The 24,626-nt window shown below is 73.4% G+C and carries 23 protein-coding genes, 4 tRNA genes and 1 pseudogene; 9 read left to right on the top strand and 19 right to left on the bottom strand.

Going from position 1 to position 24,626, the window contains the following annotated elements:
* A pseudogene (locus CPE01_RS16540) lies at positions 1-477 on the top strand (peptidase S32); the annotation flags it as partial.
* A 157-nt stretch (positions 478-634) separates the two neighbouring features.
* Here the strand turns inward: CPE01_RS16540 and rplA are convergent.
* The 5 genes from rplA to CPE01_RS15000 all read right to left on the bottom strand — a co-directional run bounded on the left by rplA (position 635) and on the right by CPE01_RS15000 (position 3,304).
* Positions 635-1,351 (bottom strand): 50S ribosomal protein L1, encoded by a 717-nt coding sequence (gene rplA / locus CPE01_RS14980; RefSeq protein WP_146807619.1) that lies wholly within the window; start codon positions 1,349-1,351, stop codon positions 635-637.
* A 79-nt stretch (positions 1,352-1,430) separates the two neighbouring features.
* Positions 1,431-1,862, bottom strand: coding sequence for a 50S ribosomal protein L11 (gene rplK, locus CPE01_RS14985; protein WP_146807620.1), 432 nt, complete (start codon positions 1,860-1,862; stop codon positions 1,431-1,433).
* A gap of 119 nt (positions 1,863-1,981) precedes the next feature.
* The gene (gene nusG / locus CPE01_RS14990; RefSeq protein ID WP_146807621.1) at positions 1,982-2,809 is read right to left on the bottom strand and encodes a transcription termination/antitermination protein NusG; all 828 of its coding nucleotides are present in this window, start codon (positions 2,807-2,809) and stop codon (positions 1,982-1,984) included.
* Between the two features lie 72 nt (positions 2,810-2,881).
* Positions 2,882-3,160, bottom strand: a complete 279-nt coding sequence (secE, locus tag CPE01_RS14995; RefSeq protein ID WP_146807622.1) for a preprotein translocase subunit SecE — start codon at positions 3,158-3,160, stop codon at positions 2,882-2,884.
* A gap of 71 nt (positions 3,161-3,231) precedes the next feature.
* Positions 3,232-3,304, bottom strand: a tRNA-Trp gene (locus CPE01_RS15000).
* A gap of 261 nt (positions 3,305-3,565) precedes the next feature.
* Between CPE01_RS15000 and CPE01_RS15005 the strand changes: the two genes are divergently transcribed.
* The 5 genes from CPE01_RS15005 to CPE01_RS15025 all read left to right on the top strand — a co-directional run bounded on the left by CPE01_RS15005 (position 3,566) and on the right by CPE01_RS15025 (position 8,653).
* On the top strand, positions 3,566-4,828 hold the full coding sequence (locus tag CPE01_RS15005; RefSeq protein ID WP_146807623.1) for a pyridoxal phosphate-dependent aminotransferase: 1,263 nt from the start codon (positions 3,566-3,568) through the stop codon (positions 4,826-4,828).
* Between the two features lie 130 nt (positions 4,829-4,958).
* Positions 4,959-5,849, top strand: a complete 891-nt coding sequence (locus CPE01_RS15010; protein WP_146807624.1) for an ABC transporter ATP-binding protein — start codon at positions 4,959-4,961, stop codon at positions 5,847-5,849.
* The gene (locus CPE01_RS15015) at positions 5,846-6,706 is read left to right on the top strand and encodes an ABC transporter permease (protein ID WP_146807625.1); all 861 of its coding nucleotides are present in this window, start codon (positions 5,846-5,848) and stop codon (positions 6,704-6,706) included. The genes CPE01_RS15010 and CPE01_RS15015 overlap by 4 nt, the downstream gene beginning before the upstream one ends.
* Positions 6,707-6,737: 31 nt before the next feature.
* Positions 6,738-8,030 (top strand): sensor histidine kinase, encoded by a 1,293-nt coding sequence (locus CPE01_RS15020; RefSeq protein ID WP_246783985.1) that lies wholly within the window; start codon positions 6,738-6,740, stop codon positions 8,028-8,030.
* Positions 8,027-8,653, top strand: a complete 627-nt coding sequence (locus CPE01_RS15025) for a response regulator (protein WP_146807626.1) — start codon at positions 8,027-8,029, stop codon at positions 8,651-8,653. Before CPE01_RS15020 ends, CPE01_RS15025 begins: the two co-directional genes overlap by 4 nt.
* A gap of 41 nt (positions 8,654-8,694) precedes the next feature.
* On the opposite strand, the gene CPE01_RS15030 is transcribed toward CPE01_RS15025, so the two are convergent.
* The gene (locus CPE01_RS15030) at positions 8,695-10,794 is read right to left on the bottom strand and encodes a variant leucine-rich repeat-containing protein (protein ID WP_146807627.1); all 2,100 of its coding nucleotides are present in this window, start codon (positions 10,792-10,794) and stop codon (positions 8,695-8,697) included.
* A 150-nt stretch (positions 10,795-10,944) separates the two neighbouring features.
* Between CPE01_RS15030 and CPE01_RS15035 the strand changes: the two genes are divergently transcribed.
* Positions 10,945-11,970, top strand: a complete 1,026-nt coding sequence (locus CPE01_RS15035; RefSeq protein WP_146807628.1) for an adenosine deaminase — start codon at positions 10,945-10,947, stop codon at positions 11,968-11,970.
* A 112-nt stretch (positions 11,971-12,082) separates the two neighbouring features.
* Here CPE01_RS15035 and CPE01_RS15040 read toward each other — a convergent pair whose 3' ends face one another.
* From CPE01_RS15040 to CPE01_RS15050, 3 genes are read right to left on the bottom strand one after another with little or no spacing between them, the layout of a single operon-like run.
* Positions 12,083-13,195, bottom strand: coding sequence for a UDP-N-acetylmuramate dehydrogenase (locus tag CPE01_RS15040; RefSeq protein WP_146807629.1), 1,113 nt, complete (start codon positions 13,193-13,195; stop codon positions 12,083-12,085).
* Positions 13,196-13,204: 9 nt separating this feature from the next.
* Positions 13,205-14,461: an MFS transporter gene (locus tag CPE01_RS15045; RefSeq protein WP_146807630.1), complete on the bottom strand. Its 1,257-nt coding sequence runs from the start codon at positions 14,459-14,461 to the stop codon at positions 13,205-13,207.
* A 35-nt stretch (positions 14,462-14,496) separates the two neighbouring features.
* Entirely contained in the window at positions 14,497-16,026 is a 1,530-nt protein-coding gene (locus CPE01_RS15050; RefSeq protein ID WP_246783986.1) for an MFS transporter, read from the bottom strand.
* A gap of 245 nt (positions 16,027-16,271) precedes the next feature.
* Between CPE01_RS15050 and CPE01_RS15055 the strand changes: the two genes are divergently transcribed.
* Positions 16,272-17,363, top strand: a complete 1,092-nt coding sequence (locus CPE01_RS15055; RefSeq protein ID WP_246783987.1) for a LacI family DNA-binding transcriptional regulator — start codon at positions 16,272-16,274, stop codon at positions 17,361-17,363.
* Positions 17,364-17,444: 81 nt separating this feature from the next.
* On the opposite strand, the gene CPE01_RS15060 is transcribed toward CPE01_RS15055, so the two are convergent.
* The 7 genes from CPE01_RS15060 to CPE01_RS15090 form a co-directional block, all read right to left on the bottom strand.
* Complete coding sequence (locus CPE01_RS15060) at positions 17,445-17,867, bottom strand: MaoC family dehydratase (RefSeq protein WP_146807631.1); 423 nt, start codon at positions 17,865-17,867, stop codon at positions 17,445-17,447.
* The gene (locus tag CPE01_RS15065) at positions 17,867-18,316 is read right to left on the bottom strand and encodes an FAS1-like dehydratase domain-containing protein (protein WP_146807632.1); all 450 of its coding nucleotides are present in this window, start codon (positions 18,314-18,316) and stop codon (positions 17,867-17,869) included. The genes CPE01_RS15060 and CPE01_RS15065 overlap by 1 nt, the downstream gene beginning before the upstream one ends.
* Before the next feature lie 8 nt (positions 18,317-18,324).
* The gene (gene rpmG, locus CPE01_RS15070) at positions 18,325-18,495 is read right to left on the bottom strand and encodes a 50S ribosomal protein L33 (RefSeq protein ID WP_013882814.1); all 171 of its coding nucleotides are present in this window, start codon (positions 18,493-18,495) and stop codon (positions 18,325-18,327) included.
* Between the two features lie 85 nt (positions 18,496-18,580).
* Positions 18,581-18,654 (bottom strand) — tRNA-Met (locus CPE01_RS15075).
* A gap of 49 nt (positions 18,655-18,703) precedes the next feature.
* Positions 18,704-18,776, bottom strand: a tRNA-Thr gene (locus tag CPE01_RS15080).
* Positions 18,777-19,137: 361 nt separating this feature from the next.
* Positions 19,138-20,019 (bottom strand): hypothetical protein, encoded by an 882-nt coding sequence (locus CPE01_RS15085; RefSeq protein ID WP_146807633.1) that lies wholly within the window; start codon positions 20,017-20,019, stop codon positions 19,138-19,140.
* A gap of 316 nt (positions 20,020-20,335) precedes the next feature.
* Positions 20,336-20,417, bottom strand: a tRNA-Tyr gene (locus CPE01_RS15090).
* Between the two features lie 182 nt (positions 20,418-20,599).
* On the opposite strand from CPE01_RS15090, the gene CPE01_RS15095 reads away from it, so the two are divergent.
* On the top strand, positions 20,600-21,097 hold the full coding sequence (locus CPE01_RS15095; RefSeq protein WP_146807634.1) for a YajQ family cyclic di-GMP-binding protein: 498 nt from the start codon (positions 20,600-20,602) through the stop codon (positions 21,095-21,097).
* A gap of 447 nt (positions 21,098-21,544) precedes the next feature.
* On the opposite strand, the gene htpX is transcribed toward CPE01_RS15095, so the two are convergent.
* From htpX to CPE01_RS15110, 3 genes are all read right to left on the bottom strand, one after another.
* Positions 21,545-22,432, bottom strand: a complete 888-nt coding sequence (htpX, locus tag CPE01_RS15100; protein WP_146807647.1) for a zinc metalloprotease HtpX — start codon at positions 22,430-22,432, stop codon at positions 21,545-21,547.
* A gap of 155 nt (positions 22,433-22,587) precedes the next feature.
* Positions 22,588-23,970, bottom strand: coding sequence for an FAD-dependent oxidoreductase (locus CPE01_RS15105; RefSeq protein ID WP_146807635.1), 1,383 nt, complete (start codon positions 23,968-23,970; stop codon positions 22,588-22,590).
* A 196-nt stretch (positions 23,971-24,166) separates the two neighbouring features.
* A complete protein-coding gene (locus tag CPE01_RS15110; protein ID WP_146807636.1) occupies positions 24,167-24,595 on the bottom strand; it encodes an Lrp/AsnC family transcriptional regulator in 429 nt (142 codons plus the stop codon).
* Positions 24,596-24,626 lie beyond the last annotated feature (31 nt).

A 24,626-nucleotide genomic window follows, 5' to 3' on the forward strand; every position in this document is an offset into this window, starting at 1 on the left:
CCCTTCACGGAGCCCTTCACCGAGCCGTTCACCGAGCCCTTCACCGAGGCGCTCGGAGCCAACCCGTTCACGGAGCCCTTCACCGAACCGTTCACCGAGCCGTTCACGGAGGCACTCGGCACGAAACCCTTCACCGAGCCCTTCACCGAGGGCGTCGGGGGGCAGCCCTCGGCGGCACGAAGCGTCAACGCCGTCTACGCGGCGGGGGTCCGACGGGGAGCGGCGCAGGTCCGGTCGGCGTACGCGGCGGGCGTGCGCGCGGCACAGGCCGCGGCGACCCGTCGCGCGCGTGCCGCCGCTGCGGCGGCGGTGCGGCGCACGACGGCGGACGTGCGGCGCGCGGCCTACCGCGCCGCGTACGTCGCGGCGTACCAGGCCGCCTCGCGTGCCGCGGTCGCGGCGGCTCGACGGTCCGTCGCGCGCGCGTACCGGGCGGGCTACGCCGCGGGTGAGAGGGCGCAGCGCTCCGGCCAGTGAGATGTCGTCGGGTCGTCGTCGTGCGTGCGGGCGGGACGACGACCCGAGGCTCGCCGGGGTGGTGCCCGGCCACGGCGAAGGCCCGGCCCCCGAACGGGGGGCCGGGCCTTCGTCAGATCAGCCTCGTCCGATCAGGACGAGTGCAGCAGGGGCGAGATCAGTCCTCGTCCTCGGCGGTCAGCGCACGGGTCTTGTTCTGGTCGAGCAGGATCCCGGGGCCGTTCGTGGTCGAGATGGTCGCCTTCGTGACGTAGCGACCCTTCGACGCCGACGGCTTGAGACGCAGGATCTCGTCGAGCGCCGCGGCGTAGTTCTCCACGAGCTGGACGTCGGAGAACGACGTCTTGCCGATGATGAAGTGCAGGTTCGCGTGCCGGTCGGCACGGAACTCGATCTTGCCGCCCTTGATGTCGGACACGGCCTTGGCCACGTCCATCGTCACGGTGCCGGTCTTCGGGTTCGGCATGAGGCCACGCGGACCCAGGACCTTGCCGAGTCGACCGACCTTGCCCATGAGGTCCGGCGTCGCGACGGCCGAGTCGAAGTCGGTGTAGCCGGCGGCCACCTTCTCGATCAGCTCGTCGCCACCGACCTCGTCGGCACCCGCGGCGCGCGCCTGCTCGGCACGCTCACCCGTCGCGAAGACGATGACGCGCGCCGTCTTGCCCGTGCCGTGCGGCAGGTTGACGGTGCCACGGACCATCTGGTCCGCCTTGCGGGGGTCGATCCCGAGGCGGAAGACCACCTCGACGGTCGCGTCGTACTTGGTGGTCGACGTCGCCTGCGCGAGGCGGACGGCGGCCAGGGGGCTGTACAGCTTGCCGGCCTCGATCTTCTCGGCGGCGGCGCGGTACGCCTTGCTGTGCTTGGGCATCTGCTTGTTCTCCTTGTTCAGCAGTCGTGGTCAGACGGGCCGCACGCGGGCCCTGCCACTGGTGGTGCGGTGCCGACCGTCAGTCGGCGACCGTGATACCCATCGACCGGGCGGTGCCGGCGATGATCTTCTCCGCCGCGTCCAGGTCGTTCGCGTTGAGGTCCTCGAGCTTCGTCGAGGCGATCTCACGCACCTGCTCGCGGGTCAGGCTCGCAACCTTGACCGTGTGCGGCGTCGAGGAACCCTTGGGGACACCCGCGGCCTTCTTGATGAGCTCGGCGGCCGGCGGCGTCTTCGTGATGAAGGTGAACGAGCGGTCCTCGTACACCGTGATCTCGACGGGGATGACGTTGCCGCGCTGCGACTCGGTCGCCGCGTTGTACGCCTTGCAGAACTCCATGATGTTCACGCCGTGCTGACCGAGCGCGGGGCCGATCGGCGGGGCGGGCGTGGCCGCGCCGGCGTTGATCTGGAGCTTGATGAGGCCGGTGACCTTCTTCTTGGGGGGCATGGTGCCCTCCCTTCCTTCGTCGTGGGCCGACGCCGTGGGCGATGACCCGGTTGCAGTGGCCTCTGCCGGAGGGCAGGGGCCGTCCTCGTCCGCTCAGGCGAGCGTCCGACCGCGCACGGTCAGAGCTTGGCGACCTGGCTGAACGAGAGCTCGACCGGGGTCTCCCGGCCGAAGATCGAGACGAGCACCTTGAGCTTCTGGTTCTCCGCGTTGATCTCCGAGATCGTCGCGGGCAGCGTGTCGAACGGGCCGTCCGTGACGGTGACCGACTCGCCGACCGTGAAGTCGACCTGGATCCGGCTCGCGGCCTTGGACGCAGCGGCCGGCGCGGTGGGCGCCTTGACCTCGAGCGTCGGGGCGAGCATCGAGAACACCTCGTCCAGCGTCAGCGGGACGGGCTGGTGCGTGTGGCCGACGAAGCCCGTGACGCCGGGCGTGTGCCGCACGGCGCCCCACGACTCGTCGGTCAGGTCCATGCGCACGAGGACGTAGCCGGGGATCCGGACGCGGCGCACGACCTTGCGCTGCGCGTTCTTGATCTCCACGACCTCCTCCATGGGGACCTCCACCTGGTAGATGAAGTCCTCCATGTTGAGGCTCTGCGTGCGGTTCTCGAGGTTCGCCTTCACGCGGTTCTCGTAACCCGCGTACGAGTGGATGACGTACCAGTCACCGGGCAGGCTGCGCAGGCGCGCCTTGAACGCGGCGACCGGGTCCTCGTCGGGGTCGATCTCGTCGTCGGAGGACGACTCGTCGGACGCGACCTCGTCGCCCTCGGCGACGGTCTCGTCGGCGGCGGTCTCCTCGGACTCGGCGGCAGCCTCGTCGGACTCGGTCCCGGCAGCGGGCTCGTCGGGCTCCACCGACGACTCGACGGCCTCGACCGACTCCACTGCGTCCTCGAGCTCGACGTCGGCCGGGGTGGGCTCAGACGACTCGTGCGACACGTACGAACCTGCTTTCTTCAAGAACGGGATGCGGCTCGACCGAGCCGGGGCGGCCACGCAGGCCGCGGAGGGTCAGCCTCCGAACACCCAGAAGGTGACCCGGCCGATGCCCAGGTCGACCAGCGTCACGAACGCCATGACCACGGCGACGAACACGAGGACGACCGACGTGTAGGTGATGAGGTCCTGCCGCGTCGGGCGGACGACCTTCTTGAGCTCGGCGACGACCTGGCGCACGAACAGCGCAATGCGCGCGAACAGGCCGCGGCGCTCGCCGGACTTGTTCTTCGTCGCGGACGCCCGCGCCGAACCCTCGGCGTCGTGCGCCGCGGAGGCTGCGGTTTCGCTCACGTCGTGGCCTCTGCGTCTCGTCGATAACTCGTGGTGCCCGCCGCGAACGTGCCGCGGGCATGGAACTTGCGCAGGGCAGACAGGACTCGAACCTGCAACCTGCGGTTTTGGAGACCGCTGCGCTACCACTTGCGCCACTGCCCTACGACGACGACGCGGCCGCGACGACCACGCTGCGGAGCCTGCGAGCAGGCCCTGCGGGCACGGGTCATCTTGGCGAACGTCAACCGCCGGTGGACAACCATACGTGACAGCGGGCCCCGGGTCGAACCGCGTCCGCACGCCACCGTCAGGGAGCCGTCGGGGAACGATCCGGACAGGTTCCTGACAGGTTCCGGACCGTGACCCGGGCCGCGGACCCGGAGGACCTGACCACACGCCGCGTCCCACCATCCGCGAGCCGGAATGTGCGCGCCCGCGTCGCGTGACCTCTGCCACTATGGCCGGGTGAGCCCGCAGACGCCCTCCCGCCCCCGTGTCTCCCAGCGCCTCGGCGCGATCGCCGAGTCGGCGACCCTCGCGGTCGACGCCAAGGCCAAGGCCCTCAAGGCCGCCGGGCGCCCGGTGATCGGGTTCGGCGCGGGCGAGCCGGACTTCCCGACGCCCGCCCCCATCGTCGAGGCCGCGCTCGCGGCGGTGCGGGACCCGGCCAACCACCGCTACAGCCCCGCGGGCGGTCTGCCGGCGCTCAAGGAGGCCATCGCGGCCAAGACGCTGCGCGACTCGGGCTACGAGGTGCGTCCGCAGGACGTGCTGGTCACCAACGGTGGCAAGCAGGCCGTGTTCCAGGCGTTCGCCGCGGTCGTCGACCCGGGTGACGAGGTGATCCTGCCCGCGCCGTACTGGACCACGTACCCCGAGGCGGTCCGGCTCGCCGGCGGCGTGCCGGTCGAGGTCTTCGCGGGCGCCGACCAGGGCTACCTCGTGACGGTCGAGCAGCTCGAGGCGGCACGGACCGAGCGCACCAAGGTGCTGCTGTTCTGCTCGCCGTCCAACCCGACCGGTGCGGTGTACTCCCCCGAGCAGACCGCCGAGATCGGACGGTGGGCGCTCGAGCACGGGATCTGGGTCGTCACCGACGAGATCTACGAGCACCTCACGTACGACGAGGCGGTGTTCACGCCGATCCAGCGCGTCGTGCCCGAGCTCGTGGACACCTCCATCGTGCTCAACGGCGTCGCCAAGACGTATGCGATGACCGGCTGGCGCGTGGGCTGGATGATCGGCCCGTCCGACGTCATCAAGGCCGCGACGAACTTCCAGAGCCACCTGACGTCCAACGTCGCCAACGTCTCGCAGCGGGCCGCGATCGCCGCGCTCACGGGCGACCTGACGGCCGTGGCCGAGATGCGCAGCGCGTTCGACCGCCGACGCCGCACGATGGTCGAGATGCTCTCGACCATCGACGGCGTCGTCGTGCCGGTCCCGAAGGGCGCGTTCTACGCCTACCCGTCGGTCGAGGGCGTGCTGGGCCGCTCGATCCGTGGCGTCACGCCGACGACGTCCGCCGAGCTCGCTGCGCTGATCCTCGAGCAGGTCGAGGTCGCCGTGGTGCCCGGTGAGGCGTTCGGGCCGTCCGGGTTCGTGCGTCTGTCGTACGCGCTCGGCGACGACGACCTCGTCGAGGGTGTGTCCCGGATCCAGGAGCTCCTGGGCGAGGCCCGCTGACCCGACCGTCCGGTTCGCGCCGGTCGGTCGGGGATCGGGCGGATCGCGGTCGCGTGTCCACCGTCCGGTGGACATCCGAACCGGCCCTCCGGTCCTTCACCCGCGACGGGCGAGAGGCCAGGCTGGTGCCATGACATCAGCACCAGCCGTCGAGGTCAGCGCGCTGCGCAAGGCCTACGGCGAGAAGAGGGCCGTCGACGGGCTGGACCTCGTCGTCGACCAGGGCGAGATCCTCGCCGTGCTCGGTCCGAACGGCGCCGGCAAGACCACGACCGTCGAGATCCTCGAGGGCTTCCGGCAGCGGGACTCGGGAGAGGTGCGCGTGCTCGGGCAGGACCCGGCGACGGCGGGCCGCGCCTGGCGCTCGCGCCTCGGCGTCGTCCTGCAGACCACGAACGACCTCGCCGAGGCGACGGTCGGCGAGGTCGTCCACCACTTCGCGCAGTACTACCCCGGCGCACGCGACGCCGACGAGGTCATCGACGCCGTCGGTCTGCGCGAGAAGGTCGGGACGCGCACGCGGCAGCTCTCGGGCGGCCAGCGTCGACGCCTCGACGTCGCGCTCGGCATCGTCGGCCGGCCCGAGCTCGTGTTCCTCGACGAGCCGACGACCGGGTTCGACCCCGAGGCCCGTCGGTCCTTCTGGGACCTGATCACCGGGCTGCGGGAGGACGGCGCGACGATCCTGCTCACCACGCACTACCTGGAGGAGGCCGAGCACCTGGCCGACCGGGTCGTCGTCGTGAACGCGGGCAAGGTCGTCGCGCAGGGCGCCCCCGCCGACCTGGGCGGGCGGACCGCGCGGCAGGCGCTCGTGCGCTGGACCGCGGCGGACGGCCCGCGCGAGGTGCGCACCGACGCGCCGACCGCGGTCGTGCGCGAGCTCGCCGACACGTACGGCGAGGTTCCCGGGCTGCAGGTGCTGCGCCCCACGCTCGAGGACGTCTACCTCAGCCTGATCGAGGGGTCGAGCACCGACCCGGCCGACCGCGACCTGCCCACCACGGAGGACGTCCGATGAGCGCCACCACCCAGGCCCGGCCGCAGGCGCGTGCGAACCCGCCCCTGCCCGGCACGCTGCGCCTCGGGCTGGCCCGCACGCGGTACGAGGTGCGCGGCTTCTTCCGCGAGCGCGACGCGGTGATCTTCATCTTCGCCTACCCGGTGATCATGCTCGCGATCTTCGCGACGGTGTTCGGGCAGGACGGCACGACCATCGACTTCGGGACCGACTCCGTGCCGTTCGCGCAGTACTTCCTGCCCGGCATGGTCGCCACCGGCGTCATGCTGTCGAGCTTCCAGAACCTCGCGCTCGCGATCGCCGTCGAGCGCGACGAGGGCGGGCTCAAGCGCCTGCGCGCCACGCCGCTGCCCGCCGCGTCGTACTTCCTCGGCAAGGTCGGTCAGGTGCTCGTGAGCTGCGTGCTGCAGGTGGCCATCCTCCTGGTCGTCGCGTCGTCGCTGTTCGACGTCCCGATGCCCGACGACGCCGCCACGTGGGGCACGTTCGCCTGGATCTTCCTGCTGGGTACCGCGACCGGTGCGGTGTGCGGCGTCGGGTTCTCGTCGATCCCCCGCAGCGGCCGGTCCGCGAGTGCGGTCGTCACGCCGATCGTCCTCGTCCTGCAGTTCATCTCCGGGGTGTTCTTCCAGTTCGACCAGCTCCCGACGTGGATGCAGCAGGTCGCCTCGGTGTTCCCGCTGAAGTGGATGGCGCAGGGCATGCGGTCGGTGTTCCTGCCCGACGAGGCCGCGGCGCTCGAGCCGAGCGGCTCGTGGCAGCACGGCGCGATCGCCCTCGTGCTGCTCGTGTGGCTGGTCGCCGGGCTCGTCGTCGGCGTCCGCTGGTTCCGGTGGCGGCGGCGGGACGACGGCTGACGTGACCTCCCACCACGACGCTCACCCCGCTGTGCGGGACGACCTGGACGACGACGGGAGCGACGTGAGCTCGGTCGGCGGCCGCGAGGAGTTCTGGCGGCGGTCGATGCGCGGCTGGGACGTCGCGTTCTGGGTCATGGTCACGACGTCGGCCGCGTTCACGGTGCCGACGGCCGGGACCGTGCACGCGGTGGTCGGTGCGCTCGCCGGCTTCGTCGTGCTCGTCGTCGCCTACCAGCTGCTCGGCCGCCGCGGCGCGCACCGCGGCGACGCCCGCCTCACGCAGGCCTACCTCGTCGTCCTCGTGCTCGTCACGTCGTACGAGACCGGGCTGGGCGAGCTCGGGATCGTCCTGCTGTTCGTCGCGTACTCGCAGGTCTGGTTCTTCGCCCTGACGCGCGTCCACGGGGTCCTGTGGGCGGTCGCGCTGACGATCGGCGTCATCGTGGCCACCGCGCTGCGGGTCGAGGCACAGCCGCACGAGCTGCCCGCCATCGCGGGCCAGGCGACGCTCGGCCTCGTGTTCTCCCTCGCCCTCGGGCTGTGGGTCACGTACGTCGCCGAGCAGAGCGCGGAGCGAGCGGTGCTGGTCGACGAGCTGCGTGCCGCGCAGAGCGCGCTCGCTGCGAGCCACCACGCCGAGGGCGTGTACGCCGAGCGCGCGCGGCTCGCCCAGGAGATCCACGACACGCTCGCGCAGGGCTTCACGAGCGTCGTCATGCTCGCGCAGACGTCGGCGGCCGAGCTCGACGCCGGGCAGGGCGCGCGCGCCCGCGAGCGCCTCACGCAGATCGAGGCGGTCGCGCGGGACAACCTCGCCGAGGCGCGCGCGCTCGTCGCCGCGTTCACGCCGCCCGCGCTCGACGGCGGGCTCGCCGCCGCCCTGCGCAGGCTCGCCGAGCAGCTGCACGCCCAGACGGGGATCGACGTGACCGTCGAGGTCGACGACGTGGACGTCGACCAGGACGCGGCGGTCGCCGTGCTGCGGGCCGCGCAGGAGTCACTCGCCAACGTGCGTCGGCACGCAGGTGCGCGCCGCGTGACGGTGCGCCTGCGTCGACTTGCGGGCAGCGGTCCCGGGTCCCGCGAGACGGACGACGAGGAGGCGCGGGACCGGCGGGACCACGTCGAGCTCGTGGTCGACGACGACGGTCGCGGGTTCCGCGCCGACGACCGCGAGGGCACCGGGCTGCGCGGGATGCGCGAGCGCGCCCGCGTCACCGGCGGCCGGCTGCAGGTCGACGGCACACCCGGAGCGGGGACGCGTGTCACGCTGCGTCTGCCCGTACCCGCTCGCGCACCCAGGACGGAGGACCTCGCATGATCCGTGTGGTCATCGCGGACGACCACCCCGTGGTGCGGTCCGGCATCGCGGGGCTGCTCGGCGTCGAGCCGGACGTCGAGGTCGTCGGCGAGGCGTCCGACGGCGAGGAGGTGGTCGCGATCGCGCACGAGCTGCGACCCGACCTCGTGCTCATGGACCTGCGCATGCCGCGGCTCGACGGCGCGGCGGCGACCGCGCGGCTCGTCGCCGAGCTGCCCCGCACGCGCGTGCTGGTGCTCACGACGTACGAGACCGACGCCGACATCCTGCGGGCCGTGGAGGCCGGTGCGACCGGGTACCTGCTCAAGGACACGCCCCGCGCCGAGCTGGTCGCGGGGGTGCGGGCGGCCGCGCGCGGCGAGGCCGCGCTGTCGCCGTCGGTCGCGCGGCGCCTCGTGCAGCAGCTGCGCGGCGGCAGCGACGAGCGGCTCACCGCTCGCGAGACGCAGGTGCTCGCCGCGGTCGCGCGCGGGCTGTCGAACGCCGCGATCGGCCAGGAGCTCTTCATCGCCGAGGCGACCGTCAAGACGCACCTGCTGCGGGTGTTCGCCAAGCTCGGCGTCGACGACCGCACGCACGCCGTGACGGTCGCCATGGCGCGCGGCTACCTGCCGTCCGACTGACCGCGGGTCCACCCCGGGCCAGCCGGACGGCAGGCGGTGGTTCAGCCCTCGCAGCCGCCCTCGGCCGCGCTGCCGCTCGGCGTGTACGACCACGGTCCGTCAGCGGTCGTGAGCTCGACGCAGAAGTCCGAGCCGTCGTCCGAGCCGGGCAGGAACCGCACCCCGGTCACGCCGTCCGAGACCTCGCCGACCTCGCGCGAGCCGTCCGGCGTGGTCAGGACGTACTGGCCGTCCGTGATGGCCAGGGCGTTCGGCGTGAGCGCGCCCTTCGGGTCGATGTAGTACATCGAGACCTCGATGCCGAGCGTGAACAGGTCGGACTGCACGTCCCACGCCGTCGAGTCCCAGTCGTCGAACGTGTCGTCGCCGTCGTCGGTGCCCGCGTCGTCCGTGCCGCCGCCCAGGTCGAGGTCCTCGGCGTCGTCGAGCCAGTCGTCGCCGCCGGTCCAGCCACCACCCGCGTCGAGGCCACCGAGTCCACCGAGGCCGCCGCCCAGACCGCCGCCGAGCAGGCCGGACAGGCTCTCGCCGAACGTGTCCTCGACCCACTCGCGGTCCTCGAACTTGCCCTCGTCCTCGAGGCGCGCGACGTTCTCGCTCACACTCTCGATCAGGTGGGCGAACGTCGCGAGCGCCGAGACGCGCCAGCCGCCGTCCTCCTTGACCGCGACCAGGCCCCACTCGTCCACGCCCAGCTCCGTCAGGCCCGGGTTGCTGTCGGCGAGGCACATCTTCTCGGACCCGCCGGCGCCGGGCGCCGTGACGCAGGTGCCCTCGACCGTGGCCGTCTCACCGTCGGCCGTCAGGACGACCTTCTCGGGCAGCAGCAGCGCGCGCCCGTTGCCCAGGTCCTTCGACGTGAACGTGGCCGAGTCGACCGTGAGTCCGTCGCCGTCCGACGAGGACGACCCGTTCGTCCACTGCGACGCGTACACCGAGACGAACCGCCGCTCGCCGATCGACAGCACGTCGCCGAGCGCGTTCAGGTCGCCCGTCGCGAGACCAGGCAGCGCCTCGACGAGGGCCGTGCCCGCGTCCTGCGGCGACGAGAACCCCTCGTCGTCGTCCGACGGCATGGCGCCCCGGGTCCCGCCCGTGCCCACGGTGACGTACTCGCCGATCGTCATGAGCGGGCTGACGTACCAGTCGCCGCCCTCCTCGACGGCCATGAGGAACGGCTTCTCCTCGCCCGCCTGGGACTGCCACGTGAGCTCGTCGGCGCTGACCGACCAGGGCAGCTCCGCCCCGAGCTCGTCGACCGTCTCGGTGCGCTCCTCGTCGGTCGGCTCGGGCATGACCTTCGCCTCGATGAGCGGCTCGACCGCCTCGACCATGAGGTCCGCGATGGTCTGCGGGTCACCGTCGACCGTGAGCGTGCCCTCGGCGATCGTGACCTTCGCGAGACCCTCGTCGACCTCCTCGACCGTGAGCTCGAGGCCCTCGAGGTCCACCTCGAGCGCGTCGAGCACCTCCGACAGCTTCTCCGTGTCGACGTACGTGTCGTCGCCCGCGAGGTCGCCCAGCCCGTCGAACGCGTCGCGGAACGTCGCGACCTCCGACGGTGCGAGCACGCCGTACACGGCGATGACGTCCTTGTCGGTCGCACCCTTGAGGAGCTGGCTCACGGCCGCGTCGGGCGAGGACGCGCCGCCGAGCTTGCTCAGCACCGTCGCCCACGCCGCGTACCCGCCCGCGCCGATGAGCACGACGGCCGCGACACCCGCGCCGACCCACAGGCCGGTGCGACGGCGCCGCGGCTGCTCGCCGACGGGCGCGAACTCGGCCGTCGGGTCGTAGCCGTCCTGACCGGGCTGGGGGTAGCCGTCGGGGACGAGGCCCGGCGTCGTCACGTAGGGCTGCGGCGCGGCCTGCGGCTGGCCGCCGGCGTAGGGCTGCGGCGCCGGAGCGGGTGCAGGGGCCGGCGCGGGGGCAGCGGGCGCCACACCGGCTGCTCGCGCGGCCACCGCCGCCGCCACCGCGGGGTCGCCCTGCGCCGCGAGCCAGCCGAGCAGCTCGGGGTAGGCGGCCGGGTGCGACGCGATCCGCACGCGCAGGTCCGGGCGCTCGGCGGCGAGCCGGGCGAGCTGCGCCGCGGACGTCGACGGGTCGTCGAGGAGCGCGGCGTACGGGTCGTGGTTCATGTAACCCCCTGGGGTCGTCGCGCGGCGCCAGGGAGGCGACGGCCCGCACATCGTAGAGAAACGGGCAAGCCAGACGTGCGCGCCATCCCCAGGGTGGACAAGATTCACTCGGCTGATCGACGTCGCTGGTCACCTGGCAGACTGACGGCCGTGCGCGACCTGGCCCTGCTCCCGAAGGCGCACCTCCACCTGCACTTCACCGGGTCGATGCGCGTGAGCACGCTCGGTGAGCTCGCCGAGCGGCACGGCATCCGCCTGCCGGCGGTGCTGCTCGACGCGGACCCGCTGCACGTCCCGGCCGACGAGCGGGGCTGGTTCCGGTTCCAGCGGCTGTACGACGCCGCGCGCGCGTGCGTGCGCGGGGAGTCGGACATGCGGCGGATCATCGCGGAGGCTGCGGCGGACGACGCGGCGGAGAGGTCGGGGCGCCTGGAGATCCAGGTCGACCCGACCTCGTACGCGCCGTTCGTCGGCGGCATCACGCCCGCGCTCGAGATCGTGCTCGACGAGGCGCGCGCCTCGAGCCAGCGTGCGGGCGTGGACATCGGCGTGGTCGTCGCGGCGTCTCGTATGCGGCACCCGCTCGAGGCACGCACGCTCGCACGGCTCGCCGCGCGGCACGCGGGCGACGGCCCCGGGCAGGTCGTCGGGTTCGGCCTGTCGAACGACGAGCGCCGCGGCGACACCGCGGAGTTCGCGCCGGCCTTCGCGATCGCACGACGAGCCGGGCTCGCCTCGGTGCCGCACGGCGGCGAGCTGCTCGGCCCCGCGCACGTCCAGGACGTCGTCACGCACCTGCACCCCGACCGGCTCGGGCACGGCGTGCGCACGGGTGAGGACCCGCGCCTCCTGGACGAGGTCGTCGCGTCCGGGGTGGCGCTCGAGGTGTGCCCGGCGTCGAACGTGTCGCTCGGCGTGTACCCCGACGCGGCGTCCGTCCCGCTGCGGGCGCTCGTCGACGCGGGCGCGCAGGTCGCGCTCGGCGCCGACGACCCACTGCTGTTCCGTTCGCGCCTGCTCGCGCAGTACGAGGTCGCGCGCGACGTGCACGGGTTCGACGACGAGGCTCTCGCCGACCTGGCGCGTTCGTCGATCCGAGCGAGCCGCGCCGGCGAGGCGGTGCGGGCGCGGCTGCTCGCGGGCGTCGACGACTGGCTCGCGAGCCCCGACGCCTGACCCGACCGGGGACCTGCGCCGTTCCCGAGAGCGCGGCGTCACCGAGAGCACGGCGTCACCGAGCGAGCGGCGTCACCGAGAGCGCGGCTGCGGACCGCCCGGCGGGCCTGGGCTACAGGGTGACCCCGACGAGCACGGGCTCGGGCTCCAGCACCACGCCGAACGCCGCGCGCACGCCGTCGCGGACCTCGCGCGCGAGCGTGAGCAGGTCCTCGCTCGTCGCGCCGCCGCGGTTCGTCAGCGCGAGCGTGTGCTTCGTCGACAACGCCGCCGCGCCGGGCAGGCCGTGCCCGCGCGCGAAGCCCGCGTGCTCGATGAGCCACGCGGCGCTCGTCTTGACCAGCCCGTCCCCCGCTGCGTAGCGCGGCGCGTCGGCGGGCAGCTCGTCGGCCGCCGACGCGGACAGGATCGGGTTGGTGAAGAACGAGCCCGCGCTGCGCGTGTCGGCGTCCGCCGGGTCCAGCACCATCCCCTTGCGTCCGCGCAGCTCGAGCACGGCCGCGCGCACGTCGAGCAGCGGCGCGCGCCGGCCGACCTCGACACCGAGGGCCCGGGCGAGCTCGCCGTACGCGATCGGCGCGGACAGCGTGCCCTGGCGCAGCTGGAACGTCACGTCCAGCACCACGTACCGCGGCGTCGGGCCCCACGGCGCACGCTCGTCGGCCGGGTCACGCGGGTCGCGACGCGGGTCGTCGGCCGCCAGGAGCGAACGCTTGAGCAGCGACGTGCGGTAGCCGAACCGCAGGTCGACGACCGGCAGCGTCCGCACCCGCGCCCGCTCGCGGTCCCAGACGCGCACGGTCGCGATGGTCTGCGCGACCTCCTGCCCGTACGCACCGACGTTCTGCACGGGCGTCGCGCCCGTCGAGCCGGGGATGCCGGACAGCGCCTCGATCCCGTACAGGCGGTGGCTCGTCGCCTCCGCGACGACGTCGTCCCACGGGGTCCCCGCCGGCACCGTGTACGTGACGCCCGCGCAGGCCGAGTGGTCGGGCACGTCGATCCCGGTCCGCACGTCGCGCACGACGACACCCTCGAAGCCCGTGTCCGCGACGAGCAGGTTCGAGCCGCCGCCGAGCACGAGCACCGGCTCACCGGCCTCGTCGGCGGTGCGCACCGCGTCGATCAGGTCCGCCTCGGTCGTCGTCTCGACGTACCGCCCGACGGGGCCGCCGACGCCGAGCGTCGTCAGGTCTGCGAGACGGGGTGTGGTGCCGACGGTCATGCGACCAGGCTACGGGCGGTCGACCGGCACCGTGGCCTCGTCGGCCGGCTCGGGCCGGCGCAGCGGCGCGGCCGCCCCGGCGACGAAGATGCCGAGCGCGACGGGCACGAGGATGACGAGCAGCGCGTGGCGGTACCCGACGTGCTGCGCGAGCAGACCCAGCAGCGGCGGGCCCGCGAGGAACGCGGAGTAGCCGATCGTCGAGACCACGGACACGCGCGCGGCCGCTCGCAGCGGGTCGTCGGCCGCGGCGCTCATCCCGACCGGGAAGCCGAGCGCCGCGCCCGCACCCCAGGCGATGATCCCGATCACGGCGAGCCAGATCGTCGGCGCCAGGCCGAACAGCGCAAGGCCCACGAGCGCCAGCACGGCGCACAGCCGCAGGACGAACACCCGGCCGTAGCGGTCGAGCAGCGCGGTGCCGAACCAGCGCATCGTCGTCATCGACGCGAGGAACACCCCCAGCGCGACGGCACCCACGGCGTGCGGCGTCTCGAAGCCGTCGACGACCGCGAGGCTCACCCAGTCGTTCGCCGAGCCCTCGGTCAGCGCGGCCGCGAGGACGACGAGACCGATGAGGAGCGTGCGGGGCTCGAGCCAGGCCGCGAGCGCACGCCGCGCCCGGCCCGCCCCGACGGGCGCCTCGTCCGGCGTCCCGACGTCTGGGGTGGACGACGGCTCGGCCGCGTCCGTCAGGTATGCGCGGATCGACAGCACGACCGCGACGCTCGACAGCGCGAGGACCACCGGCAGGTGCACGACGACCGGGACGTGCAGCCACGCGGCGACGGCGGCGACGCCGGCCGCCGCGACCGTCCCGAGCGAGAACCCGGCGTGGTAGCGCGGCATCACCGTCTTGCCGAGGCGCTGCTCGACGACCGCGCCCTCGACGTTCATGGCCGCGTCCCACACGCCGGTGCCGACCCCGTAGACCACGAGGCCGACGCCGGCCAGGACCACCGAGCCCGCCGCGACGCCGACGGCCGCGAGCGACAGGCCGCCGGCGTTGAGGAGCGCCGAGTACAGCACCGTCCGGCGAGCGCGCAGGTGCTCGATGATCGTCCCGGACAGCGGGAGCGCGACGAGCGAGCCCACCGACCCGACGAGCAGCAGCAGACCGATCTGGCCGGCCGACAGCTCGAGGCCGTCGCGGACCGCGGGCAGGCGCGACGCCCAGCTCGCGAAGTTGAAGCCGCTCAGGAAGAACGTCGCGAAGACGGCGAACGACGCGGCCTGCACCGGGTCGCGCGTGATCCGCAGGCGCACGGCGTCCTCCCTGACGTCGTCTGTCGAAGCGTTGCTCACGGTACGCGAACCCCCTCGTGCGGCGTGCGTTCGTGCGCACCGGTTCTCGGACTGGGCAGGTCGGGTGTCAGCACGGTCGGGTCGACGACGACGTCGGCGGCGCCGGTCGGGACGCTCACCTGCGCGGTGGTCGGCGCGGCGGCGGCGTCGGGGCCCGTCGGGCGTGCCGTGCGGTGCGCGAAGGTCACGCTCGCGACCATCGCGACGGCGATCAGCACGAGCGCGTGGCGCGCGCCCATCGACTGCGCCGCCAGCCCGAGCAGCGGCGGGGCCGCGATCGAGGCGACCGACGAGAACGACGAGATGACGGCGACGCGCCCCGCGGCCCGCACGGGGTCGTCGGACGCCGCCGCGATGCCGATCGGCACCGCGAGCGCGGCCCCGAACCCCCACGCGACCACGCCGAGCGACGCGAGCTCGAACGTCGGCGCGAACCCGAACACCACGAGCCCGACGATCGAGACGACACCGGAGACCCGCAGGACGAGCACGCGTCCGTACCGGTCGATCATGCGCGTCCCGACGAGCCGCACGACCGTCATCGCCGCGACGTACAGCGCGAGCACCGCGCCGCCGACCGCCTCGGTCCGGCCGAAGCCATCGACGACCGCGATCGAGAGCCAGTCGTTGGCCGAGCCCTCCGAGAGCGCCGCCGCCATGATCACGACGCCGATGAGGAGCGTGCGCGGCTCGCGCCACGCGTCCAGCGCGCTGCCGACCCGGCGACGGGAACGCGAGGCGGCCACGACGCCGGCTGCGCCGTCGCCCTGGACCGGGCTCGTCGCGGCGTCGTGCTGCGGCGTCGCCGGGACGACCTCGAGCGGGGCGTCGGACGGGCCCTGGGGCAGCACCACGCCGCGCACGGACGCGAGCCGCCAGACCACCGCCACCGCGGCGACCGCCGCGAAGTGCACGGCGGGCGAGACGCCCTGACGCGAGGCGAGCGCGCCCAGGCCCGAGCCGACCACCGCGCCGATCGAGTAGGCGGCGTGGAACTGCGGGATCACCGTGCGGCGCATCGCGCGCTCGATCCGCGCGGACTCGACGTTGATCGGCACGTTCCCGAGCGCGATCGACACCCCGTTGAGGAACACCCCGACGCACAGCAGCGCGACCGACCCCACGCCGGGGCCGACGCCCATGAGCACGTACGCGAGCGCGAGCACGACCGTCGAGGCGACGATCGCCGCGCGGCTCCCCCAGCGCTGCACCACGATCCCGGCGACCGTCACGGTGAGCAGCGCCCCGACGGACCCGACGAGCAGCACGCCGCCGAGCGCGGCCGGGGTCAGGTCGAGCGCGTCGCGGACCGCGGGCAGGCGCGCGAGCCAGCTCGAGAACGCGATGCCCTGCAGCGCGAAGAGTCCGAGCAGCAGCAGGCGCGCCCGGACGACCGCGACCGTCGAGCCGTCGTCGGGGAGCAGGTCGGCACGACGACCGTCGGTGCCGCCACCGTGGTCGACGCGGGCGCCGTCGTCGGGCGTGCGGGAGGTGCGGGCGCGGGTGTCGCGGGCGCGCTGGGTCACGGTGGAGCTCCGGAGCGGGTGGTGCGGGCGGGTGTTGCGGTGCGGTCGGTCGGCCGCGCGTGCGCAGTCCGCCAGGTCGAGCAATGTCGAATCGATTCGAGTCACGGCCGCAAAGCACGGTCGAATCGATTTGAGGATCGCGCACCATTCTGCGGGTACGCTGACCGCTGCGTCAACCGACGTGCGCCGGCGCCCGCCGCGCCCTCGTCGGACCCGCCCTGCCGACCGCCTGCGGTCGTCGGAACGTGCCCGAGTCGCCAGCCCGGAGGTGCCCGCTGTCGTCCCAGCGCCCGACCCTCGCCGACGTCGCGTCCACCGCCGGGGTCTCGGTCTCGACCGCGTCGCTCGCGTTCTCCGGCGCGGGCCCGATCGCCGCCGCCACGCGCGAACGCGTCCTCGCCGCCGCGGCTGAGCTCGGCTACCTCGGCCCCAACCCGCTCGGCCGCCAGCTGCGCAGCGGACGGTCCGGCATCGTCGGCGTCGTCGTCGGCGACGCGCTGCGCCGCTCGTTCCGCGACCCCGTCTCGATCCAGGTGCTCGACGGGCTCGTGAGCACGCTCGGCGAGATGGGCCTCGGCGTCCTGCTCATCCCCGGCCCCAGCGACCCGGCCGAGCCGCCCGTCGACCCGCTCGTGCTGTCCGCCGGCATGGACGTCGCCGTGCTCCTGTGGGGCTCCGGCACGCACGACCCCGTGCTCGAGGCCCTGCGCCGCCGCGGCGTCCCGACGGTCGTCGTCGAGGGCATCCCCGAGCCCGACGTCGCCACCGTCGGCCTCGACGACCGCCGCGGCATGACCGAGCTCGTGCAGCACCTGCAGTCGCTCGGCCACGAGTCGTTCGCGTGCGTGACCCTCGCGTTCGACCGGCAGCGAGGGGACGGGTTCGTCGAGCCCGAGCGCTGGAACGAGGTCGTCTGGCAGGTCACGCGGCGTCGGCTCGACGGCGTGCTCGACGCCGGCATCACGCCGACCGCGGTCTACGAGACCCCCGCCTCGCTCGTCGAGCACGGCAAGACGGCCGGCTTCGCGATCCTGTCCGCGCCGCAGCGCCCCACCGCGGTCGTGTGCCAGTCGGACCTGCTCGCGTCGGGCGTCGTGCTCGCCGCGCGCGAGCTCGGGCTGCGCGTGCCCGACGACGTGTCCGTGGCCGGGTTCGACGGGCTCGACCTGCCGTGGCTCGCGCCCGACGTCCTGACGTCCGTCGCGCAGCCGCTCGCCGAGAAGGGCGCGACCGTCGGACGGGCCGTCGCGAGCCTGCTCGCGGGCGAGATGCCCGAGCCCGTCGAGCTCGCGGTCACGTTGCGCCCGGGCACGACCACGGGACCCGCACCGCGCTGACCAGCGGCGAGGCCGGGCGTTTCGGCGACGGGCCGCGCGGACGCGCTCGTCGGCGTGCGCCGACGTGCTCGTCGGGCGCCGTCAGGAGAGGCGGACGACCGCCTGGGCCTTGCCCAGCACGCGCTGACCGTCGAGGGTCACCGCGAGATCGATGCGTGCGGTCCCCGCGGACTCGTCGACGAGCCCCACGGTCGCGACGACCTCGACCGTCGCGTCGCCCGGGTCGGGGACGGGGATCGGACGCGTGAAACGCACCTGGTAGTCGAGGACCCGGCCGGGGTCGCCCACCCAGTCGGCGACCGGACCGACCGCCGCGCCCATCGTCCACATGCCGTGCGCGATGACGTCGGGAAGTCCGACCGAACGGGCGACGCGCTCGTTCCAGTGGATCGGGTTGAAGTCACCCGAGGCGGCGGCGTACCGCACGAGCCGGGCGCGGTCGACGACGACCTGCGTCCGGGCGACCTCCTGGCCGACCTCGAGATCGGCGAGCTGCGGCGCCATCAGGACTCCTCCGGCCGGACGGCGAGCGTGCTCACGACGGTCGCGACGGCCTCGCCGTCCTCGGCCGCGATCTCCGCGCGCGTGGTGATCATCGCCAGGCCCGCGCGCTCGACGATCGAGTCGACGTGCAGAACCGTCACGAGGCGGTCGCCCGCGTGGATCGGCCGGTGGTGCGTGAAGCGCTCGTCGGCGTGGACGACGCGCGAGAAGTCGATGCCCGCAGCGGGGTCCTCGAACAGCTGGGCCTCGGCGCGCTGCGCGACCACGACGGCGAACGTCGGCGGCGCGATCACGTCAGGGTGCCCCAACGCACGCGCCGCCTCCGTGTCGGTGTGAGCGGGGTGCTGTGCCCCGACCGCGGCCGCGAAGGACCGCAGGTGCTCACGCCCGACCTCGAAGACGGCGTTCGGCGCGTACTCGCGTCCGGCGTACCCGGTGTCGACCGGCATCGCCAGGGTCAGCGGGTCTCGCGGTGCAGCGTGTGGCGGTTCTCGCGAGGGCAGAACTTCTTCATCTCGAGACGGTCGGGGTCGTTCCGACGGTTCTTCTTCGTGATGTAGTTGCGCTCCTTGCACTCGGTGCAAGCGAGCGTGATCTTCGGACGGACGTCCGAGCTCTTGCTGGCCATGGTCTTGCCACCTCTCGCGCAATGACGCGTCTGCGATTCGTACAGCGGTGCGCCGGCCGACGCACGCCTGGAGTTACCGGCTGTGTAGCGGGAGCGGGGTTCGAACCCGCGACCTCACGATTATGAGTCGTGCGCTCTCACCAACTGAGCTACCCCGCCTCGGGCGGTCAAGGGTGCGGCCGAAGCCGCACCCCCAGACACACCACAGAGCCCCGAAAGGGAATCGAACCCTTGACCTTCTCCTTACCATGGAGACGCTCTGCCGACTGAGCTATCGGGGCAGCGCGGAACAGGCTACACAACCAACCGCCCACCCGCGAAATCGCTCCGTCCCACAGTCCTACGACCGTCCCACCGCCACGACCCCACACGGCACCCGCACCGCTCGCGCGCGCACCCGACGCGCTCCACGAGCGCGGCAGATCGAGCCCGAGCGCCACCCCAGGTCACCAGCACTCGCACCACACGCCCCGCGCTCGCGCCGTCGCTACCGCGCCCGCGGGCACGCTCAAGGCCCGCAACCGAGCGCGGTAGATCGGGCCCGAGCGCCGCCCCCAGTCACCAGCGCTCGCGCCACACCCGCCGCGGTCACGACGGGATCCACCGCGCTCGCGAGGGAGCGCGCGGTGCGGGTGCTCGTGGCTAGCGGACGCCGGCGCGGCGCAGCGCCTCGGCCATCGGGCCGCCGCGCCACGCGTCCTCCCACGTCCACCGCGCGACGCCGTCGACCACCGCCCGGATGCGGTCCTCGCGCTGCTTCTCACGCCAGAGCTCGTCGGCGGCCGTCCGTGCCTCGAGGCCGTACTTCCCCCGGCCGTCGAACTCACCCACCACGCGGGCACCGGGCCACCAGAAGTCCACGCGTCCGACGAAGCCGCGCGCATCCCGCAGCTCGTGCTGGAGCACCGGGAGCGGAAATCCGTGCTCGATCATCCGAGCGCGGCTCAACGACTCGCCCGGCGACTCCGACGCACCATCGGCATGGTCGACGACGAGCCGCGCCGCCCGGCTCCCCCGCCCCGCTCCCGCACGACGCACCTCGTCGTCCAGCGCCTCGCTGCCGACGAGCCCGGCACGCAGCGCCGCGTCGGCGACGACGAGACCGCACGCGAGGCCACCGGCCCGGGCGAGGTCGACAACCGTGCGTGCCACGCCCGTGACGAGCAGACCGCGACGCGCTTCGGGCTCCGGCGGGGCCGAGGTCGCGTGCCGCACCACGTCGCCCTGCGAGCGGCCGCCCGACGACGCGGCGATGGTCAGGTGCACGCGGTCGTCGGGCCGGCCGATCGTCGGGAGACCCCAGATCGCCGCGGCGGACCAGTGCGAGAACACCGGGTCGGTGCACGCCGCGGCGACCGCCTCGACACGCACGAGGTGACGCTCGTCGGCCGTCAGGCTCGCCCAGTGCGCGGACCCCACGTACGCACCGCGCCGCAGCCGGACACGACCCGCTCGCCCGCGCCCGAGCCGCGCCGCCTCGCCGGCGACCGTCATGAGCCCCCGCTGACCGTCTTCGCTCCGCATCGCGGCAGAGTGCCACGCGTGCCGCCGTCCCCGTTCCCGTCATCCCCAGGCCACTCGCCCGCCGCAGGACCCACGGGCGCCGCCCGACGCCCCGCGCAGACCATGGAGCGAAGAGCGCGAGCGCACCCCATCTGACGCGAACGCGGTAGAACGAGCGCGAGTGCGGTCAGCACGACGCCGCGCTCGCGCCCGATCACACGCGCTCGGAACCGCCGGGCTGGGGGCCGGGTTCGGGGGCACGCGCTCGGGCGGGCCGGGGGCCGTGGGCGCCGGGACGACGAAGGGGCGTCCCGTTCGGGACGCCCCTTCGGCAACGTGGCGGGTGAGGGATTCGAACCCCCGTAGGCGTTGCCAGCTGATTTACAGTCAGCCCCCTTTGGCCACTCGGGTAACCCGCCGGGGTGCAGTGCCGTCGAGAGAAAGGACCCGGACCCGTGGTCTCCGGTCGTCGCTCGCGCAGCGTGCCGTGGAAGGATAGCAACACCAGGGCCCCGGCGAGAAAACGGCGGCCTCGGTGGACCCGCGGCGGCCGCGCACCGGCCCGCACAGCGCAGCACCAGGAGCACGAGGAGGACAGCCCATGGCGAGCGAGTCGTCGTTCGACGTCGTCAGCAAGGTGGACCGGCAGGAGGTCGACAACGCCCTGAACCAGGCCGCGAAGGAGATCGCCCAGCGGTACGACTTCAAGGGCGTCGGCGCCTCCATCGCGTGGTCCGGCGAGTCGATCCTCATGGTCGCGAACTCCTCGGAGCGCGTGCTCGCCATCCTGGACGTGCTCCAGACCAAGCTCATCAAGCGCGGCATCTCGCTCAAGGCGCTCGACCTGGGCGACGGCGAGCCGAAGCCGTCCGGCAAGGAGTACCGGCTCGCCGCGGGCATCAAGGAGGGTCTGTCCTCGGAGGTCGCCAAGAAGCTCGCGAAGATCGTGCGTGACGAGGGCCCCAAGGGCGTCAAGACGCAGATCCAGGGCGACGAGCTGCGCGTCTCGGCCAAGAGTCGCGACGACCTGCAGGCCGTGATCGCGCTCCTCAAGGGCTCCGACGTCGACGCCGCTCTGCAGTTCACGAACTACCGCTGACCCGCCCCGCGAGCGCGGGCGATCCACCGCGAACGCGGGTCCTCCGGGCCCGCGTTCGTCCCTGATCGCCCGCGCTCGCGCGCGTTCACCCGCGCTCGCGCTCCCGGGCCCGCCACGAGCGCGGTAGATCGAGTTCGAGCGCGGCAGATCCGACGTGAGCGCGGTCCGCAACGAGCAGCGCTCGCGACCGATCTACCGCGCTCGCGGGTGGTGGCGGGCACGCGCGGCGGGCACGCGGGGCAGTCGTGCGCGAGCGGTAGGCGCGGGCGGGCGGGTGCGCAGGACGGGCGTGCCTGGGCGGACGCGCTGGCGTGCGTTCGTGCGCGGGCGGGCCGGCCAGGCGGGCGGGCGTTCGTGCGCGGGGCGGGCGTTCGTGCGCGGTGCGTGCGTTCGTGGGCGGGCGGTCGCGCGCGGGGCGGGCGTGCGGGTGCGCGGGGCGGGCGTGGGTCAGTAGCGGGTGAGGCCGCCGTGGGTGCCGGCCTGGGCCTCGAGGCGGGCGATGCGGTCGGCCATGGGCGGGTGCGTCGCAAAGAGGCGCGCGAAGCCCGCACCGCCCTTGAACGGGTTGGCGATCATGAGGTGCGACACGTTCTCCAGGCGCTGGTCCTGGGGCAGCGGACGTGCCGCGGTGCCGAGCTCGAGCTTGCGCAGCGCCGACGCGAGCGCCAGGGGGTCGCCGGTGAGGCTGGCGCCGTCCTCGTCGGCGTCGTACTCGCGCGTGCGCGAGATCGCGAGCTGGATCATCGAGGCGGCGAGCGGCGCGAGGATGAGGAGCAGCAGGCCGGCGAGCGGGTTGCCGCCCTCGCGCCGGTCTCCCCCGCCGAACCACATCGCCATGGAGGCGAGCGACGTGATGACGCCCGCGACGGCCGCCGCGACCGACGACGTCAGGATGTCGCGGTTGTAGACGTGCTGGAGCTCGTGGCCGAGCACACCGCGCAGCTCGCGCTCGTCGAGCAGCTGCAGGATGCCCGCGGTGCAGCACACGGCCGCGTTACGGGGGTTGCGGCCGGTCGCGAACGCATTGGGCGCCATCGTCGGCGAGACGTACAGGCGCGGCATCGGCTGCCCGGCCCGCGTCGAGAGCTCGCGCACGATGCGGTACATCGCGGGCTGCTCGACCTCGGTCACGGGGACGGCCTGCATGGTGCGGATCGCGATCTTGTCGGAGTTCCAGTAGCTCACCGCGGTGCCGACGAGGCCGAGCACGGTGAACAGCCACAAGAACTTCGGGGTGCCGCCGCCGAGGAACCACCCGACGAGCAGCAGCACACCCCACATCACGCCGAACAGCGCGGCCGTCTTGAGACCGTTGAAGTGGTGCCGCGAGCTCATGGTGTCCCTCCACTGGGTGCTGCCTGTCACGACGATGAACGTGCCACCGTCGCACCGCGTTCCCCGAGCCTGACGCGCCGAGGCCGCCGGCGCACGCGCGACGAGAGCCGCACCCCGGACGGGATGCGGCTCTCGTGGGCCGGGTACGTGGCCGGTCAGGCCTCCGTCGTGCGGCCGAGCGCGATGTCGACCATCTCCTCGCGCGGGACGACCTTGATCCGCTCGCGGCCGTGCGGCTCGCCGAGCGAGCGCTCGTAGGCGTCGAGCAGCTCCCAGCCGGTCCACTGGATGACCTCGACGCCGCGCGACGCGAGGAAGTCGGTGACGGCCGACGGGTCGCGGTCGGTCGCGGTGTAGAACGCCTCGCCACCCGCGGCGACGTCCTCGGTGAGGTGGCGGATGGTCTCGGACGCGTCCGACTTGGTGTGGCCGATGAGGCCCACGGGCCCGCGCTTGATCCAGCCGGTCGCGTACACGCCGGGCAGCGCCTCGCCGTCGACGTCGACGACGCGTCCCTCGCGGTTGGGGATCACGCCCGCGACGTCGTCGAACGGGATGTCCACCAGCGGCGAGCCGAAGTACCCGACCGCGCGGTAGACGGCCTGCACCGGCCAGTCGTGGAACTGCCCGGTGCCGGTCGCGTTGCCGTCGCCGTTGAGCGCGGTGCGCTCGGTACGCAGCCCGACGACCCTGCCGTCCTCGCCCAGGACCTCGGCGGGCTTGTGCAGGAAGTGCAGGTGGATGCGGCGCGAGGCGGTCAGCTCCTCGGGCTCCTTGAGCGTCCAGTCCGTGAGGGTCTTGACGACCTGCTTGGTCTGGTTCGACGAGTGGATCGCGGCCATCGAGCCCTCGTCGAACTCGAAGTCCTCCGGGTAGACGACGACGTCGACGTCGGGGACGTGACCGAGCTCGCGCAGCTCGAGCGGCGAGAACTTCACCTGCGCGGGACCGCGCCGGGCGAACACGTGCACGTCGGTGATCGGGTTCGCCTTGAGGATGTCGTAGACGTTCGCGGGGACCTCGGTGGGCAGCAGGTCGTCGGCGTGCTTGGCGAGGATTCGCGCGACGTCGAGCGCGACGTTGCCGGCACCGATCACGGCGACGGTCTGGTGCTCGAGCGGCCACGTGCGCGCCACGTCGGGGTGCCCGTCGTACCAGGACACGAAGTCGGCGGCGCCGTACGAGCCCTCGAGGTCGATGCCCGGGATCGGCAGCGCGGCGTCGCGGATCGAGCCCGTCGAGAAGATCACCGCGTCGTAGAACTGGCGCAGGTCGTCGAGCTTGAGGTCGGTGCCGTAGTCGACGTTCGCCAGCAGGCGGATGTCGCCGCGCTCGAGCACCTTGTGCAGCGCGACGATGATCTGCTTGATCCGCGGGTGGTCGGGCGCGACGCCGTAGCGCACGAGGCCGAACGGTGCGGGCAGACGCTCGAAGAGGTCGATGCTCACGTCGAGGTCGGTCTTGGACAGGATGTCCGAGGCGTAGATGCCGGCGGGACCGGCTCCGACGACGGCGACACGCAGGGTCGGGGTGCTCACGGGCGGACCTTCCGATTCGGGGACGTGGCCCTGCCGTCCGGGCCCGCGCTCGTCACGACGCGCTCTCGAGCCGGGCGCCTCGCTGCAGCGGGTCGCGGCGGGCAGGGCGTGCTGCCGGTCATCCTAGGACCTCCCCATGTCCGGTTCCTGCCCCCGCGTCAGCATGCGGACACGCGCGGGCCCCAGGGCGACGCGGTCAGCGGTCGAACATGTCCGTCAGGACGATCGAGCTCACGGTGTGGTCGACGTGCTCGGCCTCGCGGATCCGCTCGATCGCGGACTCGAGCTGGGAGATCGTCGGCGCGACGACGTAGGCGACCGCGTCCGCGTCGCCGGACACCGTCCCGGCACGCCGCACCTCGGGGATCGCCTCGAGCGTCGCCCGCAGCGACGCGGTCGAGGCGTTCCCCGAGCAGAAGATCTCGACGTACGCCTGGATCGGCGTCGCCCCCGGCGGGCGGCCGGTGCGGATGGTGAAACCGGCGATCGAGCCGTCGGCGACGAGCCGGTCGACACGTCGGTTCACGGCGGACGCCGAGAGTCCGACCTGCTCCCCGAGGCGTCCGTACGCGGCCCGTCCGTCGGCCCGGAGCAGCTCCATGATGCGCTCGTCGATCGCGTCCACGCGCCGAGCGTAGGGGAACGCCGGTTCCGGC

This window comes from Cellulomonas persica (assembly GCF_007989825.1).
Classification (GTDB): domain Bacteria; phylum Actinomycetota; class Actinomycetes; order Actinomycetales; family Cellulomonadaceae; genus Cellulomonas; species Cellulomonas persica.